This window comes from Nocardioides pinisoli (assembly GCF_024199985.1).
In the GTDB taxonomy this organism is placed as follows: Bacteria; Actinomycetota; Actinomycetes; order Propionibacteriales; family Nocardioidaceae; genus Nocardioides; species Nocardioides pinisoli.
The window spans coordinates 429310-446044 of the sequence record NZ_JANARS010000002.1 but is presented as its reverse complement, the minus strand read 5'-3'; the positions used below and the strand labels follow the sequence as shown (position 1 = coordinate 446044).

General features: G+C 72.3%; 15 protein-coding genes. 8 read left to right on the top strand and 7 right to left on the bottom strand.

Annotated elements, in window-relative coordinates:
- The first annotated feature begins 61 nt into the window (after positions 1 to 61).
- Positions 62 to 868 carry an aminoglycoside phosphotransferase/kinase family protein gene (locus NCI01_RS06210; protein WP_254180599.1) on the top strand — a complete coding sequence of 269 codons (807 nt, stop codon included), beginning with the start codon at positions 62 to 64 and terminating at the stop codon, positions 866 to 868.
- Between the two features lie 8 nt (positions 869 to 876).
- Here the strand turns inward: NCI01_RS06210 and NCI01_RS06205 are convergent, their stop codons facing one another.
- A complete protein-coding gene (locus NCI01_RS06205; RefSeq protein WP_254180598.1) occupies positions 877 to 1461 on the bottom strand; it encodes a dihydrofolate reductase family protein in 585 nt (194 codons plus the stop codon).
- Between the two features lie 61 nt (positions 1462 to 1522).
- Here NCI01_RS06205 and NCI01_RS06200 point away from each other — a divergent pair, with 61 nt between their 5' ends.
- The 3 genes from NCI01_RS06200 to NCI01_RS06190 all read left to right on the top strand — a co-directional run bounded on the left by NCI01_RS06200 (position 1523) and on the right by NCI01_RS06190 (position 4356).
- Entirely contained in the window at positions 1523 to 2767 is a 1245-nt protein-coding gene (locus NCI01_RS06200) for a phospholipase D-like domain-containing protein (protein WP_254180597.1), read from the top strand.
- 11 nt (positions 2768 to 2778) lie between these two features.
- Complete coding sequence (locus NCI01_RS06195) at positions 2779 to 4038, top strand: MFS transporter (RefSeq protein ID WP_254180596.1); 1260 nt, start codon at positions 2779 to 2781, stop codon at positions 4036 to 4038.
- A 75-nt stretch (positions 4039 to 4113) separates the two neighbouring features.
- On the top strand, positions 4114 to 4356 hold the full coding sequence (locus tag NCI01_RS06190) for a hypothetical protein (protein WP_254180595.1): 243 nt from the start codon (positions 4114 to 4116) through the stop codon (positions 4354 to 4356).
- Here NCI01_RS06190 and NCI01_RS06185 read toward each other — a convergent pair.
- From NCI01_RS06185 to NCI01_RS06175, 3 genes are all read right to left on the bottom strand, one after another.
- Positions 4342 to 5199, bottom strand: coding sequence for a hypothetical protein (locus NCI01_RS06185; RefSeq protein WP_254180594.1), 858 nt, complete (start codon positions 5197 to 5199; stop codon positions 4342 to 4344). The genes NCI01_RS06190 and NCI01_RS06185 overlap by 15 nt on opposite strands.
- Positions 5196 to 6887 (bottom strand): NAD(P)/FAD-dependent oxidoreductase, encoded by a 1692-nt coding sequence (locus NCI01_RS06180; protein ID WP_254180593.1) that lies wholly within the window; start codon positions 6885 to 6887, stop codon positions 5196 to 5198. Before NCI01_RS06180 ends, NCI01_RS06185 begins: the two co-directional genes overlap by 4 nt.
- 81 nt (positions 6888 to 6968) lie before the next feature.
- The gene (locus NCI01_RS06175) at positions 6969 to 7916 is read right to left on the bottom strand and encodes a DNA-3-methyladenine glycosylase family protein (protein WP_254180592.1); all 948 of its coding nucleotides are present in this window, start codon (positions 7914 to 7916) and stop codon (positions 6969 to 6971) included.
- A 40-nt stretch (positions 7917 to 7956) separates the two neighbouring features.
- Between NCI01_RS06175 and kynA the strand changes: the two genes are divergently transcribed.
- Entirely contained in the window at positions 7957 to 8823 is an 867-nt protein-coding gene (kynA, locus tag NCI01_RS06170; protein ID WP_254180591.1) for a tryptophan 2,3-dioxygenase, read from the top strand.
- A 99-nt stretch (positions 8824 to 8922) separates the two neighbouring features.
- Here kynA and NCI01_RS06165 read toward each other — a convergent pair whose 3' ends face one another.
- Positions 8923 to 9732 carry a resuscitation-promoting factor gene (locus NCI01_RS06165; protein WP_254180590.1) on the bottom strand — a complete coding sequence of 270 codons (810 nt, stop codon included), beginning with the start codon at positions 9730 to 9732 and terminating at the stop codon, positions 8923 to 8925.
- Between the two features lie 266 nt (positions 9733 to 9998).
- On the opposite strand from NCI01_RS06165, the gene NCI01_RS06160 reads away from it, so the two are divergent.
- Positions 9999 to 11015 (top strand): App1 family protein phosphatidate phosphatase, encoded by a 1017-nt coding sequence (locus NCI01_RS06160; RefSeq protein ID WP_254180589.1) that lies wholly within the window; start codon positions 9999 to 10001, stop codon positions 11013 to 11015.
- Between the two features lie 34 nt (positions 11016 to 11049).
- Here NCI01_RS06160 and NCI01_RS06155 read toward each other — a convergent pair whose 3' ends face one another.
- Positions 11050 to 12669, bottom strand: coding sequence for a DEAD/DEAH box helicase (locus tag NCI01_RS06155; RefSeq protein WP_254180588.1), 1620 nt, complete (start codon positions 12667 to 12669; stop codon positions 11050 to 11052).
- Positions 12670 to 12943: 274 nt separating this feature from the next.
- Complete coding sequence (locus NCI01_RS06150) at positions 12944 to 14656, bottom strand: bifunctional metallophosphatase/5'-nucleotidase (protein ID WP_254180587.1); 1713 nt, start codon at positions 14654 to 14656, stop codon at positions 12944 to 12946.
- A gap of 345 nt (positions 14657 to 15001) precedes the next feature.
- Here NCI01_RS06150 and NCI01_RS06145 point away from each other — a divergent pair, with 345 nt between their 5' ends.
- The gene (locus tag NCI01_RS06145) at positions 15002 to 15952 is read left to right on the top strand and encodes a class II glutamine amidotransferase (protein ID WP_254180586.1); all 951 of its coding nucleotides are present in this window, start codon (positions 15002 to 15004) and stop codon (positions 15950 to 15952) included.
- Between the two features lie 28 nt (positions 15953 to 15980).
- Positions 15981 to 16721 (top strand): DsbA family protein, encoded by a 741-nt coding sequence (locus NCI01_RS06140; RefSeq protein ID WP_254180585.1) that lies wholly within the window; start codon positions 15981 to 15983, stop codon positions 16719 to 16721.
- Positions 16722 to 16735: the final 14 nt, after the last annotated feature.

Here is a 16735-nt window from a genome sequence, read left to right as displayed (position 1 = left end):
CCCAGCCCGTCGGGCGGCACCAGGTTCTGGTCGTCCGACACGCCGGTCCTACGCTCGTGCGGTGCCCCAGTCGTCCCAGCCGCCCGACCGCGTGCTCGACCTCTTCGTGGCCGAAGGGGTGCTCGAGCCCCTCCCGGGTGGCCGCGGCACGACCTGGCGTGCCGGCGACCTCGCCCTGTCGCCCGGCCACGACGCGTCGGAGGGCTGGCTCGCCCCGGTCCAGGCCCGTCTCGCCGTCCGCCTCGACGAGCTGACCCCGCGATCGCTCCGCCTCGCGCTGCCCGTGCCGGCGAGGGACGGGAGCCTCGTCGTCGAGGGGTGGTCGGCCACCCGCTTCGAGCCCGGTACGACGCCCTGCCGGGACCTCGCGACCCTGCGCGCCACCGCCCACCTCCTGCACGCCCACCTCGCGAGCGCCGTCCCGGAGCGGCCGGCGGGCCTCGACGCCCGCACCGACCAGTGGGCACGGGCCGACCGGCAGGCACACGACGCCGACCGCGCGATCGCGGCGGCCGCGGACCGGCCCGAGCCGGGCCTCGCCGGGCTCGTCGCGACGCTGGTCGCCGGGCTCGACGGCACCGACCTGGGCCGCGAGCACCTGGTCCACGCCGACCTCGCGGGCAACGTCCTGCTCGACGCTGTCGGCGTCCCCTTCGTCATCGACCTCTCCCCGGCCTGGCGCTCGCCGCTGTGGGCCGAGGCCGTGTGCGTCCTCGACGCCGTGCTGTGGCACGGAGCCCCGACCGAGGCGCTCGACGACTGGCGCGCGGGCCCGGAGCGGCAGGCCATGCTGCGGGCTGCGCTGTTCCGGGTGCTGTCCGACGTCCCGTGCGACGTCGGCCGCTACGCCGCGCTCGGGCTGGCCTGAGCCCTCGCTCAGCGCACGCGATCGAGCGTGACGACGCGGACCCCACCCGGGAGGTCCACCTGGTCGACGGGCTCGAAGCGCGCGTGGGCGAAGGGGCCCGCGAAGAGCCGCCTCCCGTCGCCGATGACCGAGGGGTTGACCTTGAGGACGAGCCGGTCGATCTCGGGCAGCAGCGCGTGGGCGAGGGTGCCGCCTCCGACGAGCCACACGTCGAGCCCGTCCTCGGCCTTCAGCTCGCGGACCCGGTCGAGCGGGTCGCCGGCGACGACCTCGACAGGCAGGTCGGTCCGCCCGGCGAGCGACCGGGAGACGACGAGGTGGCGCAGGTGCGGGTAGGCGTCGGTGATCCCTGCCGCCAGCCCGACGTCGTACGACGCCCTGCCCTCCACCACGGTGTCGAAGTGGGCGCCCGGACCGGTGATCCCCATCGCCTCGCGGGCGGGCCCCGGGAGCGTCTCGGGCCAGGTCGTCACGAGGTGCTCGACGAGGTCGGGCGTGACGGGCAGGAACTCCGAGCCGCTCGGGTCACCGCCCTCGGGTGCGGCGATGAACCCGTCGAGCGTGACGGCGACCATGTAGACGAGGCGGCGCATCCCCGCATGCTGCCAGCCTGCCGCGGTCACCCCGACTGGGGGCCGTCGCTAGATTGACCCCGTGACCGTCGCCCGCACGCTGACCGCCGTCCGGCGCACCCTGCTCGGGCTCGTCGGTCTCCAGCTCACGGTGGCCGTGGCGCTCTCGCTCGTCGACTCCTACCGCCGGCGCGGCAAGCGACCCAAACCCTTCCCCGTGACCGGTCCGGGCACGGTGCCGGTCGGGGACGGCGAGATCACGACCTACACCTTCGGCCGCGACCTCTACGACGACATGCTCGCCGCGATCGACGGGGCGAAGAAGCAGATCCTCTTCGAGACCTACATCTGGAAGGGCGACGACATCGGGTGGAAGTTCAAGACCGCCCTCGCCGCCGCCGCCGACCGCGGGGTCGACGTGCACTGCATCTACGACGGCTTCGCCAACATGGTGGTCTCGCCCGCGTTCAAGCGCTTCCCGCCGTCGCTGAAGGTGCTGCGCTACCCGGTCTGGACGGCCGGTTTCCGCGTCTGGGACCTGCGCCGCTACGGCCGCAACCACCGCAAGATGCTGGTCGTCGACGAGGAGGTCGCCTTCCTCGGCGGCTACAACATCGGCTCGGCCTACGCGACCGAGTGGCGTGACACGCACGTCCGGATCACCGGGCCCGGCGTGTGGGACCTCAAGCGGGCGTTCGCCGACTTCTGGAACCTCAACCGCCACCACCGGCTGCGTCGCAACGACCGCCCGTTGCTCGTCGAGACGGCGTCCGAGTGGGACCCGCAGATCCGGGTGCACAAGAACATCCCGCGACAGTGGAACTTCCCCATCCGCAGCATGTACCTCGAGGCCATCGCCCGCGCGACCCGCAACATCTGGCTCACGACCGCCTACTTCCTGCCCGACCAGGACTTCGTCGACGCGCTGGCGGAGGCCGCGCGCCGCGGCGTCGACGTACGGATCCTGCTGCCGCTGAAGTCGAACCACATCGTGGCCGACTGGATCTCCCGCGGCTACTACGGCCAGCTGCTCACGTCCGGTGCCCGGATCCTGCGGTTCAAGGACGCCATGGTGCACGCCAAGACCGCCACCATCGACGGCAGCTGGTCGACCGTCGGCACGGCCAACATCGACCGCCTGAGCCTGCAGGGCAACTACGAGATCAACCTCGAGGTCATCGACCCCGCCTTCGCGGCGGTGATGGAGGAGGTCTTCACCACCGACGAGTCCAACTGCCTCGAGCTCACGCTCGCGGAGTGGGAGGCGCGCGACCTCAACCGCAAGTTCACCGAGAGCTTCCTGGCCCCCCTGCGCCCACTCCTCTGACGGGTTGACACGTGGGGACGACGGGGGGAACGCGGCTGTCGCCGCTCGCCACCCCCAACTTCCGCTACTTCTTCGTCGGGCAGGTGGTCAACCGCCTCGGCTCGTCGATGGCCGGCTTGGCGCTGGCGTTCGCCGTCCTCGACATCGACGACTCGGCGTCCGCCCTCGGCTGGGTGGTGGCGGCCTCGAGCATCCCGATGGTCGTGTTCATGCTGCTGGGCGGCGCGATCGCCGACCGGCTCCCCCGAGCCGTCGTGCTGCGCGGGTGCAACCTCGTGCAGGGGGTCGCCCAGAGCCTCACGGCGTTCCTCGTCATCAGCGGGCACGCCGAGATCTGGCACCTCGTCGTGCTGCAGGCCGTCGCGGGGACCGTGTTCGCGGTGAGCTATCCGGCGTTCCTCGGCATGGTGCCGATCCTGCTGCCCGTCGAGGAGCGCAAGGCGGCGTTCCTGCTCATCGGCCAGGCGACGAGCCTGGTCGGGATCCTCGGCCCGGCCCTGTCCGGCCTGCTCGTGGCGACGATCGGCCCCGGATGGGCGCTGGCCGTCGACGCGACGACCTACCTCGTCGCGGCGTCGATGCTGGTGCTCGTGCGGCTGCCTCCCGGGGACCGCAGCCAGGCCAGGGCGAGCGTCATCGGCGACTTCGCCGCCGGCTGGGCCTTCGCGCGCCAGCTGGGCTGGGTCATCCCCGGAGCGTCGTGCGCCCTGGTCTTCAACGCGCTGGTGAGCGGTGGGATCAACGTGCTCGGCCCGGTGATCGCCGACGACACGATCGGCAGCGAGGGCTGGGGACTGGCCGGTTCGGCGCAGGCCGTCGGCGTCTTCGTGGCCGCCTTCTTCCTCGCCAAGGTGACCCTGACCAGGCCGATGAAGGCGATCATGGCCTCCTTCGTCGTGTGGTGCGTGCCGATGCTCGTGCTCGGCACCCACGTCAGCGTCTGGCTCCTGGCGGCGTCGTTCGCCGTCGCCGGAGCCGCCCTGAGCCTGCTCGACCTGTCCTGGAACCTGCTGGTGCAGGAGAAGGTGCCCGAGGCGATGCTGTCGCGGATCATGGCGATCGACGGGTTCTTCTCGTTCGTCGCCATGCCGATCGGGCAGGTGGCCGTCGGTCCCCTTGCCGGCGCCTTCGGTGCGAGCCGCGTCGAGATCGGCTTCTTCGTCGTCGCTGTGCTGGTCGCCGGCTTCGCCATGACCCGTCGCGTGCTCACCGACCTCACGCTGACGGGTGCGCCGCCGCCCGAGCTGGCGAGCCGGACGCCCTCCCGCTGACCGCGAGGATCCGGGCGGACCTGACCCGGACGATGGGCGACGTCGCCGCGAGGGTGTGGCTGCCAAGATGTCGCCATGCTGATCGGAGACCCGGCGCCGCCGGAGCGGGCGCGGGACTTCTGCCCCGAGGACATCGACGAACGTCTCGGCCAGGCGGCGTACGCCGATCTCGAGGATGCCCTCGCCGGTGTCGACGGTGTGGACGAGGCGGTCATCGAGGACCGTGACCGCGCGAGCCTCCGCACCCGGGACGGGCTCGACCGCGCTGACCTCGAGCACCACGTGACGCGGGCGGTCGAGCGGCTAGCGCGCAGGTAGCCGGGACCGCTCCAGGGCGAGGATCCAGGCGGACACGACCGCGATCCACGCGAGCCCGGCGACGTACGCCACCGCCTGCCAGCCCGACCAGTCGAGCGCGTCGCCGTAGCGCAGCAGCGCCACCGCCTCCAGCACCACGAACGCCGCCCCGGTGAGACCGACCGGCCGCACGGACGCCGCGTCGTCGACGAGGCGGGCGTGCGCCGCGGCCCAGCCGAGCCCGACCAGCCACGCCCCGATGGCGCGCGCCGTCAGCGGCGTCAGCGGCCAGGCCCACGCCTCGGCGGCCCACTCGGGCGCCAGCAGCAGCGCGACGCCGGAGCCGAGCAGCACCGCGGCGAGACCGACCAGCAGCCACTGCAGACCGGCAGGGAGGCGTCGTACGTCGTCCACGTCCGTCACGGCGCCCGCGACCCGCGCCTGCAGCACCAGGCCCACGACCATGGCCACCGGCACGCCGGCGTAGATGGCCAGCCAGCCCCACGTGATCGCGCGGGCCGAGGCCGGGTTGTCGGCGCCGAGGTGGAACTTGTCGAGGTGCACCAGCGTGACCACCAGCGTGAGGACGGTGAACACGAGGACCGTCCACACGGTCAGGCGTGCGCGGCTCCAGGTCCGCGAGCGCGCGCCCGCCACCTCGAGGACGGCGCTGGACCAGTAGGCCGCACCCAGGAACACCGCCGTCATCGGCACGTCGATCGTCCAGGAGAACCACTCCGCCGTGCGCGTGGGGAAGACCGTGAGCTGGAGGCCCGCGAGGAAGACGAGGACCGCGGCGACGACCAGCAGCACCCGCATCCCGCGCGTCACCGGCACGCTGGCCGCGGCAAGGTGCCGGCTCATGCGGTCGAGGTCGCCCGCGGGTGCGCCGACAGGTAGCCGTGCAGGGTGGCGATGACGGTGGCGCCGTCACCGACCGCCGTCGCGACCCGCTTGATGGACCCGGCGCGCACGTCGCCGACGGCGAAGACGCCCGGCATGCTCGTCTCGAGCGGCAGCCGCCCGTCCTGCCCCGTGACGATGAACCCCGCCTGGTCGCGGACGATCTCCTCGGGCAGCCACTGCGTGCGGGGCACGGAGCCGATGAGCACGAAGAGGCCGCCGGCAGGCACCTCCTCGCCGCCGCCGGGACCGGTGTGCTGCTCGCCGAGCGTGAGCGCGGCGAGGCAGCCGTCCTCCTCGCGCCCGTCGAGCACCGACGTGCCGTAGCGGATGCCGACGTTGCGCGTCGCGTCGAGCTGGGCGATCAGGTACTCCGACATGCTCGCCGCGAGCGACGCGCCACGCACCAGCAGGGTGACGTGCCGGGCGTAGCGGGCCAGGTGCAGGGCGGCCTGTCCGGCCGAGTTGCCGCCGCCGATCACGTAGACCTCCGTGCCGGTCATCGACGGCGCCTCGGCGACCGCCGCGCCGTAGAAGACACCCCGTCCGACGAGCGCCTCCAGCGCGGGCACCCCGAGCCGGCGGTAGTCGACGCCGGTGGCGACGACCACGCTGCGGGTGCGGAAGACACTGCCGTCGGACATCGAGACCGTGTGCAGGTCACCCTCGGTGCCGAGCGCCTGGACCTCGCGGAGGAAGGAGAACTCGGTGCCGAAGGACCAGGCCTGCTGGAACGAGCGGTAGGCCAGGTGCGCGCCGCTGACGCCGCGCGAGAAGCCGGGGTAGTTGCGGATGAGCGACGAGGTGCCGGCCTGGCCGCCGACCGCGGACTGCTCGACCACCATCGTCGACAGCCCCTCGGAGGAGGCGTAGACCGCGGCGGCCAGCCCGCTGGGGCCGGCGCCGACGACCACGACGTCGTAGACGTGGTCGGGCGCGACGGGAGCCATCAGCCCGAAGGCGTCGGCGATCTCGAGGTCGGTGGGCGCGACGAGCGTCGTCGGCGGGTCGGTGAAGGCCAGCTGGAGCACCGGGAGCTCGGGGTCGGTGAGTCCCAGGCCCGCGAGCAACCGGTTGGCCGACTCGGTGCCGACCTGGTGGAAGCCGACGGGGATGTGGTTGCGGCCGAACTGGTCGCGCAGCGTGTGGGTGCGCTCGTCGCGCTGCTCGCCGATCATCCGGACGGCCTCGAAGCCGATGCCCTGGGCCAGGTGCCAGTCGTCGAGCGCGTCCGTGATCGCGCCGTGGAACTCCTCGTCGCGGCGGCGCTCGGGCCGGAGGAGGAGCAGCTCGGCATGGCCGTGCCCGATGGCCGAGAACACCTCCCGGCCGCTGCCGAAGTCGCCCCAGACCACCGCGACGGCTCGTTTGGCCGACGGGTGCAGCGAGTAGGCCCGACGCAGGAAGTCGATCCCACCGCGGTCGCCACGGCCGTAGCAGGCGATCACGAGCGCCACCTGACGTCCCCAGCGCCGCAGCCCCTCGAGCACCGCTCGCGCGTGCTCGTAGGTCGCGCAGACGACCACCTCGTAGTCGCCTCCGTACCTGCTCCGCAGCTCGGACCCGAGGACGTCACGCGACGCCTCGTCGGTCGTGGCCAGCAGCAGGACAGGATCGACATCGCCCATGTCGGCCTCCCTCAACCTCACGTCCGTCACGACGCTACTCCCGGCCCGCGCCGGGCGGCGACACCATTTCTGGGGGTCTGGACCGGGCTCGCCGACCGCCCGTCAGCGGGTCGGGAGGTGGGTCGGGACGCTCATCCGAGGGCCACGCCGCGGCCGGGTCCGGCCGCCGGCCATCGCCATCGCGGCGGCGCGGCCGCGCTGGGGTCGGTAGGGCTCGAGGAGCTCGCCCATCTCGTCGTCGGTGATGTCGTGGCCGACCAGTGCCCAGCCGACCCAGTTGGCGAGGTGGTAGTCGCCGAAGCTGACCGCGTCGGGGTCGCCCAGCGCGCGCTGGCGCACCTCGGCGCTGGTCCACACGCCGATCCCGCGGACCGACCGCAGCCGGCGGTCTGCCTCGTCGGCCGACACCTCTGTCACCCGCTCGAGCGACGACGCCAGCCGGCAGGCGGTGACCAGCGTGCGCGACTGCTGGGGCTGGACGCCGAGTCGCAGCCACTCCCACGACGGGATCGCGGCGATCGTCTCGGGCGTCGGCTGCAGCATCAGCCGCAGCGGCGCGACCGGGCCGGGCGCGGGCTCGCCGTGGCGTCGTACGAGCTCACGGAACGAGCCGAACGCCTGCTTGCCGGTCACCTTCTGCTCGAGGATCGAGGGCACCAGCGACTCCATCACCAGACCGGTGCGGCCGATGCGCCAGTGGCGGTGGGTGCGCCAGCCCGCGGCGACCTCGGGGTGGTGGTGCGGCTCGAAGCCGGCCGGGTCGTCGTCGGCGCCGAGGAGCGCAGGCATCCGGTCGAGCGCCCACTCGGCCCCCGGCCCCCACGCCCGCCCGTGCACCTCGCCCGCCGCCGGTCGCGGTTGCACGCACAACGACGCCGGCCCCACGGGCGTCCGCATCGCGCGCCAGATGCGCCCGGAGTCCTCGTGGCGCTGGGTCGGGTCACCCGCCCCCCGCCGCTGCGGGCGCAGCACCTGACCGGGCGCGCACGGCCAGTCGGGCACCCACGTGCGGGTGCGCCCCCCGGCGTCGGGGCTGGTCGGGGTGGCCATGGGGACGACGGTAGACGAGGGCACGGACTACGTTGCACCCATGTCAGATGCACCGGGCCGGACGCCCAACCAGCGCGACCTCGAAGAGGGGATCCAGCGGGACTTCTCACGGTTGATGTCCTACGGCGACTACCTGCGCCTCGACGTGCTCCTGTCGGCCCAGCAGCCGCTGTCGGACCCGCCGCAGCACGACGAGCTGCTCTTCATCGTCCAGCACCAGACGAGCGAGCTGTGGCTCAAGCTGATGATCCACGAGCTGCGCTCGGCCCGCGCGCTGCTGCGCACCGACGACCTCTCCCCCGCCCTCAAGCGGCTCGCACGGGTCAAGCACATCCAGCACACGCTCACCGACCAGTGGTCGGTGCTCGCCACGCTGACGCCCTCGGAGTACGCCGAGATCCGGCCCTTCCTGGCGACCAGCTCGGGCTTCCAGTCCGCGCAGTACCGCGAGGTCGAGTTCCTGCTCGGCAATAAGAACGCCGACATGGTCAAGGTGTTCTCCCACGACGAGGACGCCCGCGCCGCGCTCGACGAGCTGCTCCACGAGCCGTCGCTCTACGACGAGTTCCTCGCCTACCTCGCGCGCCAGGGGTACGCCGTCCCGCAGCGGCTGCTCGACCGCGACTGGACCCGGCCGCACACCACCGACGTCGAGCTCGTCGACCTCCTCGCCACGGTCTACGCGGCGCCGGCCGAGCACTGGGGCGTCTACGAGACCTGCGAGGAGCTCGTCGACGTCGAGGACGCCTTCCAGCAGTGGCGCTTCCGCCACCTCCAGGTCGTGCAGCGCGTGATCGGCCACAAGACGGGCACCGGTGGGTCCTCGGGCGTCGACTTCCTGCGCCGGGCGCTCGACCTGACGTTCTTCCCCGAGCTCTACGAGGTGCGCACGCGCATCGGGCAGTAGCCGACGACGGGGAAACGATCGGGCTGCCGATCAGTGCGATCGACAGCCCGATGGTCCCCCCGACCCGACCGACGTCAGCTCAGCCGACGTCGGTCAAGCTCACAGCAGACGGCCGCAGTTGGGCCACGGCGAGCGGCCGCGCTGCTTGTAGAGCAGCTTGGCGCGGTAGGTCTGCTCGCCGGCGGAGGCGGCGGTCGGGAGGCCTGAGCCGCCGACGCTGCGCCAGGTGCCGATGTCGAACTGGTAGAGCCCGTAGTAGCCCGCCGGGTTGACCGCCTTCGGGTTGCCGCCGGACTCGCAGTTGGCGAGCGCGCCCCAGTTGAGGCCGTCGGCGCCGGTGACGGCGTAGGCCGCGCGGCCCACGAGGACGCGGCGCGGGCGCGGGTCCTTGACGAGCTTCTTCCGCACGACGCGGTACTTCACGGGCTCGCCGTTGTGGAGGGTCTTCACGGCGAAGACCTTGCGGACGCCGGGGCGGCCCTCCCGCACGACCTTGCGACGGCCGGGCTCCAGCTTGGTCGTGGGCACCTCGACGGTGCCGGGGCGGACGCGCTCGCGCTTGGTCTTGCGCTCCTTGACGACGTCGGTCAGGCGTACGACGTCGCCCTGGCGCAGGCGCTTGCGCGGGCCCGAGACCTCGCGGCCGTCGCGGACGACGTCGACCAGGTCGTTGCCGTCGACGGGGACGCCCTGGGTCTCGAGGAGCTCACCGGGCCAGACGCGGGGGACGGCCGCGACCTCGACGGGCGGCTGGTCCGCCACCTTGAGGCGTACGGCGACGGCGTCGCGGCTGGTCTCCTGGGCGGAGGCGCTGCCGGGCACGAGGGTCAGGGCGAGCGCGGCTGCGGCGGTGCCGGCAGCGGCGCCTCGCAGGCGGGTGGACAGGGCAGGTGTGGTGGTGGCACGCACGTGCTTCGGACCTCACGGGGGGTTTGGGCGCTCCAGGGCGCTCGGACGCGACGCCGTCGATCCAGGCGCCGAGGCCGCGGCGTGCATCACCTCGCGATGGGAGGTGCCCCGTCCGGGACGGGGGCACTGCCTGCGGCCCGTCCACCAGAACACGATCGTGGGGGCATGTCGAATCGCGAGCACGCCCCGGGCCGCGGCTTCGCGCGCCGGTGTGAGCGACTTCACCCGGTCGTCGCGGTCAGCGAGGTCCCGCCTACGGTGCTCGCATGGACGTACGTCGGCTGGTCGTCGCCCTCGAGCGCGCGTGGGACGGTGCCCGCCTGCGCCGTCGTCGATCGGGCACGCCCGAGCACTTCCGCATCGAGCCCTACATCGGTCACGGCGGGCCCTCCGGGGTCGTCGTACGAGGTCGCGTCCTGGACAACCCGGTCGCGACCGAGGCCGTGGACGGCGAGGGGGTCCGGGACGCCGTGCGTCGCACGCTGCGGCACTTCCTGACCGACGAGCTCCCCGGCGTGCCCCTCACGGTCACGCTGGGCGGCACACGCGTCGAGACCGTCACCGACACCGAGGGCTACTTCCTGGTCCGCGTCCCCGCGTCGCCCGCGGACCTCGAGAGCCCGTGGACCCACGGGACGGTCGCCCTGCGCGGCAGCTACCGGGGCACCACCGGGCACGCGGCACCGGTCGAGGTCCGGGTCCCCTCCCCCGACGCCCGCTTCGGGATCGTCTCCGACGTCGACGACACGATCCTGCAGACCGGGGTCCAGCGGGTGGGGCGGATGATCCTGCAGACCCTCGCCGGCTCCGCCCTGACCCGGACGCCGTTCCCCGGTGCTGCAGAGCTCTACCGCGACCTCGCCGCCGAGGTGAACCCGGTCTTCTACGTCTCGTCGAGCCCGTGGAACCTGCACTCGTTCCTGGTGGCCTTCCTCCGCCACCGCGGCTTCCCCCTCGGCCCGGTGCTGCTACGCGACCTGCTCGGCACCTGGAAGGGGCGCGAGCAGAAGCACGACCGCATCCGCGAGGTCCTCGACCTCCACCCGGACCTGTCCTTCGTCCTCCTCGGCGACTCCGGCGAGCACGACCCCGAGATCTACGCCGACATCGTGCGCGAGCACCCCGGGCGCATCCTCGCGGTCTACATCCGCGAGGTGCGGCTCGACCCGGGCGACGGGCGCGTGGAGAAGGTCTCCGACGCGTGGGGCCCGGACGTGCCGTTCGTCCTCGCCGCCGACACCGACGCCGTACGCCGTCACGCCGCAGGCCTCGGGCTGCTCTGACCCGGCGGTCGAGCCGCTCGCCGGTCAGGCGCCGTCAGGCGCCGTCCTCGGTCAGGGTCGTGACCGGCAGCCAGTCGGCGCCGAGGAGCTGGGCGAGGTCGGCGAGCCCGGTGGTGTCGCTGCCCACGGTGTCGGAGGCCGCGGCGATCCGCTCGACCATCACCTTGCCGACCTGCTCCTCGACGGTGCCCTCGGCATAGGCGATGTGCCACGGCGAGACCTGGTGGTCGCGGTGGGTGCGGCCGGTCACCTGCCGTCCGGCGATGCCCGAGAACCGGGCCTGGTGGAAGACGCCGACCCGCGGCTCCGTGCTCGCGCGGCGGCCGTCGGCGAGGGTCTCGCCGGCGTGCAGGCTGATCGAGGCGACCGTGGTGAAGACGCACACCTTCGCCTGTCCGGTCTGGAACCGCAGCCGCTCGGCCTCCGGGTCGAACCGGTCGCGGCCGTAGATCGTGGCGACCTCGATGCCGGAGTCGCGCAACCGGTCCGCGATCGGGTCGGCAGCGGTGGCGACGAACTCGACCGAGCACGCCACCTGTCGCTCCGCTTGCACCTGCTGGGCGATCCAGTCGACGGTCGAGTCGACGCGGATCAGCCCGGCCTTCTGCCGGAAGCGCAGCAGCGCGGCGCGGCCCTTCGCGACGTTGCGCCCCCGGCGGGCGATGTCCATCTCGCGGCAGAACTCCCCCCACTCGGCCTCGTACGCCGTCCGCTCCGCCGGCGTGAGCGTGACGGGCATGCCGGAGATCGGCACCGGCCCCCACGGTGCCGCGCGGTGCAGCATCGCCGGGGGCCGCTCCTCGTCGAGCCAGCTGCGCACCAGCTTGAGGTCCGCGGCGCGCCGAGCGGGGTCGGTGGTCCAGGTGGCGCCGTAGCGGCCCCGTTCCACCCCGACGCCGTGGCGCTCGAGCGCGGTGGCGAACGTGTCCCCGGGGCGGGTCGCCGAGGTCCACTCCCGCATCGGCTCGCCCAGCACCTGCGCGTAGGCCGGTGCGAGGTAGGGCAGCTCGAGCGGCGTGTGCCCGGGTGTCGCAGTGGTCGCGATGACGAACGGCGCCGTGTCGTGGGGCTTCCCGTGCCCGGAGATCCGCGCCCAGAGCTTCCAGCGCTTCGTCGTCGTACGCCGCAGGGCGTGGGCCTCGTCCGCGATGATCACCTCCCACGCGTGGTCCGCGACCTTCTCGAGCCGGTCCCACGTGATGACGACCCACTCCAGGCCGCCGTCGCCCAGCGCCGTGATCGTGCGGCACCAGTGGCCGATCGTGATCGCGGCCGGCCGGTCGGCGACGACGAGCACCCGTCGCGCCCCGCGGAGGTCGCCCACCGCGGTCGCCCCGAGGACCGCCGAGATCGTCTTGCCGACGCCCGGCTCGTCCGCGAGCAGGAACTGCCGCCCGCCGGCCGCGGCACGTGCGGCGATCGCGTCGGCCGCCTCGAACTGGATCCGCCGTGGCTCCAGCTCGACGGTCGGCTCGGGGACGGGCATCGGGTCGTCGGGATTGAGCTCGTTCTCGATGAACCGACCAAGCGTGTGGGGTCCGGGCGAGTAGGGCGCGAGGTGCTCGGGCAGCACGGACCCGACGTGGAGGTGGGTCCTCACGGCGGGGTGCCAGGTCGCGTCGTCGACCTGGGTGCCGTAGGGCACGTCGAGCACCCACAGCCGCTCCCCCGGCCCGGCCGTCGGCAACGGCCGCGGTTGCTGTCGCGTGCCGCTCCCGCGCGACGACGCGCTGCGGCGACGCGCACGGGATCGTCGAGGACTGGCCACCCCGGGACGTTAGCGGCCCGACCTCCGTGGACAGCGGCGGCTCGCCCGCGGACGAGGACCCTGCCGACCGGCCCGGGTGGTGATCAGGGGCGCTGCGGTTGGTGATGGCTCGTCGTGCGGGGGCGACATGATCGGCGCCCCCGCACGACGTGGTGCCTGCTCACGGCAGACGGGTGATCCGGTTCTGGGGGCCGGGCGCCACGACACCCTGCGCGACGAAGTACTTCTCGAGCGCGTCGAGGTCGACGTCGCCGCCGAGCCGGTTGGTGCCCTCGCGCAGGACCGCGTAGCCGTCGCCACCGTCAGCCATGAAGTTGTTGACGGTGATCCGGTAGCTCGCCGCCGGGTCGATCGTGACGCCGTTGAGCATGATGGACGCCGGGTCCACCTTGTTGCCCGTGGGGGCCGACGCGCTCCAGCTGTACCGGAAGCCCGCCGAGACCTGCAGGATCCGGTTCTGACCGACGGTCGGGTTGTCGAACTGCTGCTCGAGCAGCGTGTCGATCTGTGCGCCGGTCACCGTCATGGTGACCAGGCTGTTGCCGAACGGCTGGACCGTGAAGGCCTCGCCGTACGTCACGTTGCCGTCACCCTCGCCGGCGGGGCTGCTGGGGTACGTCAGGTCGGCGCGGATGCCGCCCGAGTTCATGAAGCCGATCACGGCTCCCCCGAGCTCCGGCGCGGTCGTCGCTTGCAGCTGCGCGTCGGCGATGACGTCGCCCAGGGCCGACTCACCCGCGGAGTTGGCAGACCGGGTGATCGGCGCGGTGATCGAGCCGATGACGCGGTTGGCCAGCGGTGCGGAGAGTCCGACGTACTTGCCGACCAGCTCGGACAGTGCCGGGGCCTTGGGGACGGTGCGGGTGACGATCGTGTTGTTGACGGTGTGGGCGACGACGTCCTTGGTCGCCCGGCTCAGCGTCAGGTCGATGTCGGTGACGAGGCGGCCGGCGGACGCTGCGCCCGTGACGATCTTGCCGTCGATGAGGCAGTTGACCGCCCAGTTGGTGTGACCGGTGACGACCACGTCGATGTCGTCGTCCATCCGGTCGACGATCGGCGGCAGCGCACCCACCGGGTTGTTGCAGCTGTTGATCGTCGTCTCGTTGAGCCCGCCGGAGACGCTGCCGCCCTCGTGCAGCAGGACCACGAACGTCTCGACGCCCTGTCGCTTGAGGACGGGGACCAGCGCGTTGACCGAGTCGGCCTCGTCGAAGAAGTCGACGTTCGAGATGCCGGCCGGTGTCACGATGTCGGGCGTGCCCTCGAGGGTCATGCCGATGATGGCCACCTTGACGCCTTCGAACTTGTGGATCTTGTACGGCGGGAAGATGGTCTCGCCGCTGTCCTTGTACGCGACGTTGGCGGCGAGGAAGTCGAACTGTGCGCCGGCGAACCCGTCGCCGTCCTGACAGCCGTCGACCGGGTGGCAGCCACCGTTCTGCATGCGCAGCAGCTCGTCGACGCCCTCATCGAACTCGTGGTTGCCCACGCCGTTGTAGTCCAGGCCCATCAGGTTGAAGGCCTCGATGGTCGGTTCGTCGTGGAACAGCGCGGAGGTGAGCGGCGTGGCGCCGATCAGGTCACCGGCGGACACGAAGAGCGTGTTGGGGTTGGTCGCGCGCAGCTGATCGACGTGCGTCGCGAGGTACTCGACACCGCCCGCGTCCGTCGTACCGATCCGGCCGCCGGAGCCACTCGGCGGTTCCAGCGCGCCGTGGAAGTCGTTGAGGCCGAGGATCTGGATCTCGGTGGTCTGGGCCTTCTCCGCCCGACCGGGCTGGGGATCGCCCGCCGCAGGTCCTGTCGTTGCGGTGACCGCCAGTCCGAGCGCGACCAACACAGTGGCCGGCAGAGCGAGCTTCTTCCTCATCGTGACTTCCTTCACTGCGCGCGCCAGGCACGCAAGCGTGGCATCCGGCCGCACGCAGTGCGTTGGCACGAGTTGGGTGGGGGGTTGTCGACGCCGAAGGGACGATGTCGACGCAGCGACGATAACCGCCGGGCGGCGCGCCCGGAAAGGGCTCTGCGACCACACCCAAGATTGGGTAACGCTTCCGACCCCCGCGCGGGCATGGGAATACCGGATCCTTCGAGCCCGAGGTGCACCGATCCGGGGAGCCCGGTCCGTCGTTCTCCGCGGCCCCCAGCCCACCCGTAGGGTGGCGAGGCTCGTGGACGACCGCGGCATCCCTCCTCCCGCATGCGAAGGAACCCCATGTGCCGAGTGCTCGCCTACATCGGGCCCGAGATCCCTCTCGAGAGCCTGCTGCTCACGCCGTCGAACAGCCTGGTCAACCAGGCCCTGGAGCCCGAGCGCTACCCGGACCTCCACCTCGCGGGCTGGGGCTTCGGCGCCTGGAGCGAGCACCTGCTGAAGCCGGAGGACCCCTTCATCTACCGCCGGCCCATGGCTGCGTTCTACGACGACAACGCCACGCGCATGATCCCGAGCCTGCAGGCGAGCACGGTGCTCGGCCACGTGCGGGCAGCGGCGTACGACCCGAAGGTCGTGATGGTCGACGAGAACTGCCACCCCTTCTCCTTCGACGAGACCCCGTGGATCATGGCGCAGAACGGCGACCTGCCGAGCTGGATGCTGCTGCAGAGGGAGCTGCTGCAGCACTGCGAGGACAGGTACCTCGAGCAGATGCGGGGCACGACCGACACGGAGTTCCTCTACGTGCTCCTGCTCTCCCTGCTCGAGGGCGACAGCGACGAGGACGTGCAGCGCGCGGTCGAGAAGATGGTCAGGCTCATCGCCCGCGCGATGGCTGATCTCGACCTCCCGGCCCTGGCCAAGCTGAAGATGGCCCTGGTGACGACGAACCGGATCATCGGGGTCAACACCGGTCTCGGGCACCAGGGCGAGACCGACCCGGCCGGGGACTGGAAGGAGCTGCGCGAGACCGACCCGGGCACCGACGACTACGCCCTCTCCATGCTGCTGGAGCCGATGTACATGACGATGGGTCGCAACTTCGAGCACGACCCGGACTCCTACGCGTTCGAGACGTGCGACGAGGAGGACGCGACGGGCGCCATCTTCGCGTCGGAGGAGCTGACGGAGGACGGCGACGGCTGGTCCTCCCTCGAGTTCGGCGAGATCGTCTTCCTCGAGAAGGTGGACGAGCGCATCACCCGCACCGTCAACCGCCTGGAGGTCTAGGGCTGGGTGCGGGTCCTAGTCTCGGTCCATGGCCTCTGACGTCCGCTTCTACTTCGACCCGGTGTGCCCCTTCTGCTGGCTGACCAGCAAGTGGGTCCGGATGGTGCAGTCCGAGCGCGACCTGTCGGTGGACTGGCGGTTCATCTCGCTGCGCCTGATCAACGAGCACATCGACTACGACGCCCACTTCCCGCCCGAGTACGAAGCGGGGCACACCGCCGGGCTGCGCCTGCTGCGTGCCGTCGCCCGTGCGCGGGACGAGCACGGCGCCCAGGCGGTGGACGCACTGCAGGCCGCCCTGGGGGCGCACATCTTCGACACGCCGCCTGCCGGGGACGTGGACGAGATCGCGGCCGCCGAGCGCCGCGGCACACGGGAGTTCCTGGAGCCGATCCTGCACGAGGTGGGCCTGCCGGCCGAGCTCGCCGACGCCCTCGACGACGCCTCGTGGGACGACGCGGTCCGCGCGGACGGCGAGGAGGCCCTCGCGTTGACCGGCAGGGACGTCGGCACGCCGATCATCCACTTCGAGCCGCCGGACGGGATCGCGTTCTTCGGCCCCGTGATCAGCCGGCTCCCCGAGCCCGACCAGGCCGGGGAGCTGTGGGACCACGTGGTGGGCCTGGCCCGCTTCCCCGGTTTCGCCGAGCTCAAACGCAGCCTGCGCGAGCGACCGCAGCTGGTCGGGTTCGGCGTTGAGCCCGGCACCGTCGGCACGCAGGAGGACTGGCACGGCGGTAGCCGCCGACAGAGGAGCGAGCGCGGCTGACGCTCACGCCTCGG

Coding starts and splice junctions, on each gene's coding strand:
- NCI01_RS06140 (WP_254180585.1), top strand. CDS start 15,981: ATGGCCTCTGACGTCCGCTTCTACTTCGACCCGGTGTGCCCCTTCTGC.
- NCI01_RS06175 (WP_254180592.1), bottom strand. CDS start 7,916: ATGGCCACCCCGACCAGCCCCGACGCCGGGGGGCGCACCCGCACGTGG.
- NCI01_RS06145 (WP_254180586.1), top strand. CDS start 15,002: ATGTGCCGAGTGCTCGCCTACATCGGGCCCGAGATCCCTCTCGAGAGC.
- NCI01_RS06205 (WP_254180598.1), bottom strand. CDS start 1,461: ATGCGCCGCCTCGTCTACATGGTCGCCGTCACGCTCGACGGGTTCATC.
- kynA (WP_254180591.1), top strand. CDS start 7,957: ATGTCAGATGCACCGGGCCGGACGCCCAACCAGCGCGACCTCGAAGAG.
- NCI01_RS06150 (WP_254180587.1), bottom strand. CDS start 14,656: ATGAGGAAGAAGCTCGCTCTGCCGGCCACTGTGTTGGTCGCGCTCGGA.
- NCI01_RS06190 (WP_254180595.1), top strand. CDS start 4,114: ATGCTGATCGGAGACCCGGCGCCGCCGGAGCGGGCGCGGGACTTCTGC.
- NCI01_RS06185 (WP_254180594.1), bottom strand. CDS start 5,199: ATGAGCCGGCACCTTGCCGCGGCCAGCGTGCCGGTGACGCGCGGGATG.
- NCI01_RS06160 (WP_254180589.1), top strand. CDS start 9,999: ATGGACGTACGTCGGCTGGTCGTCGCCCTCGAGCGCGCGTGGGACGGT.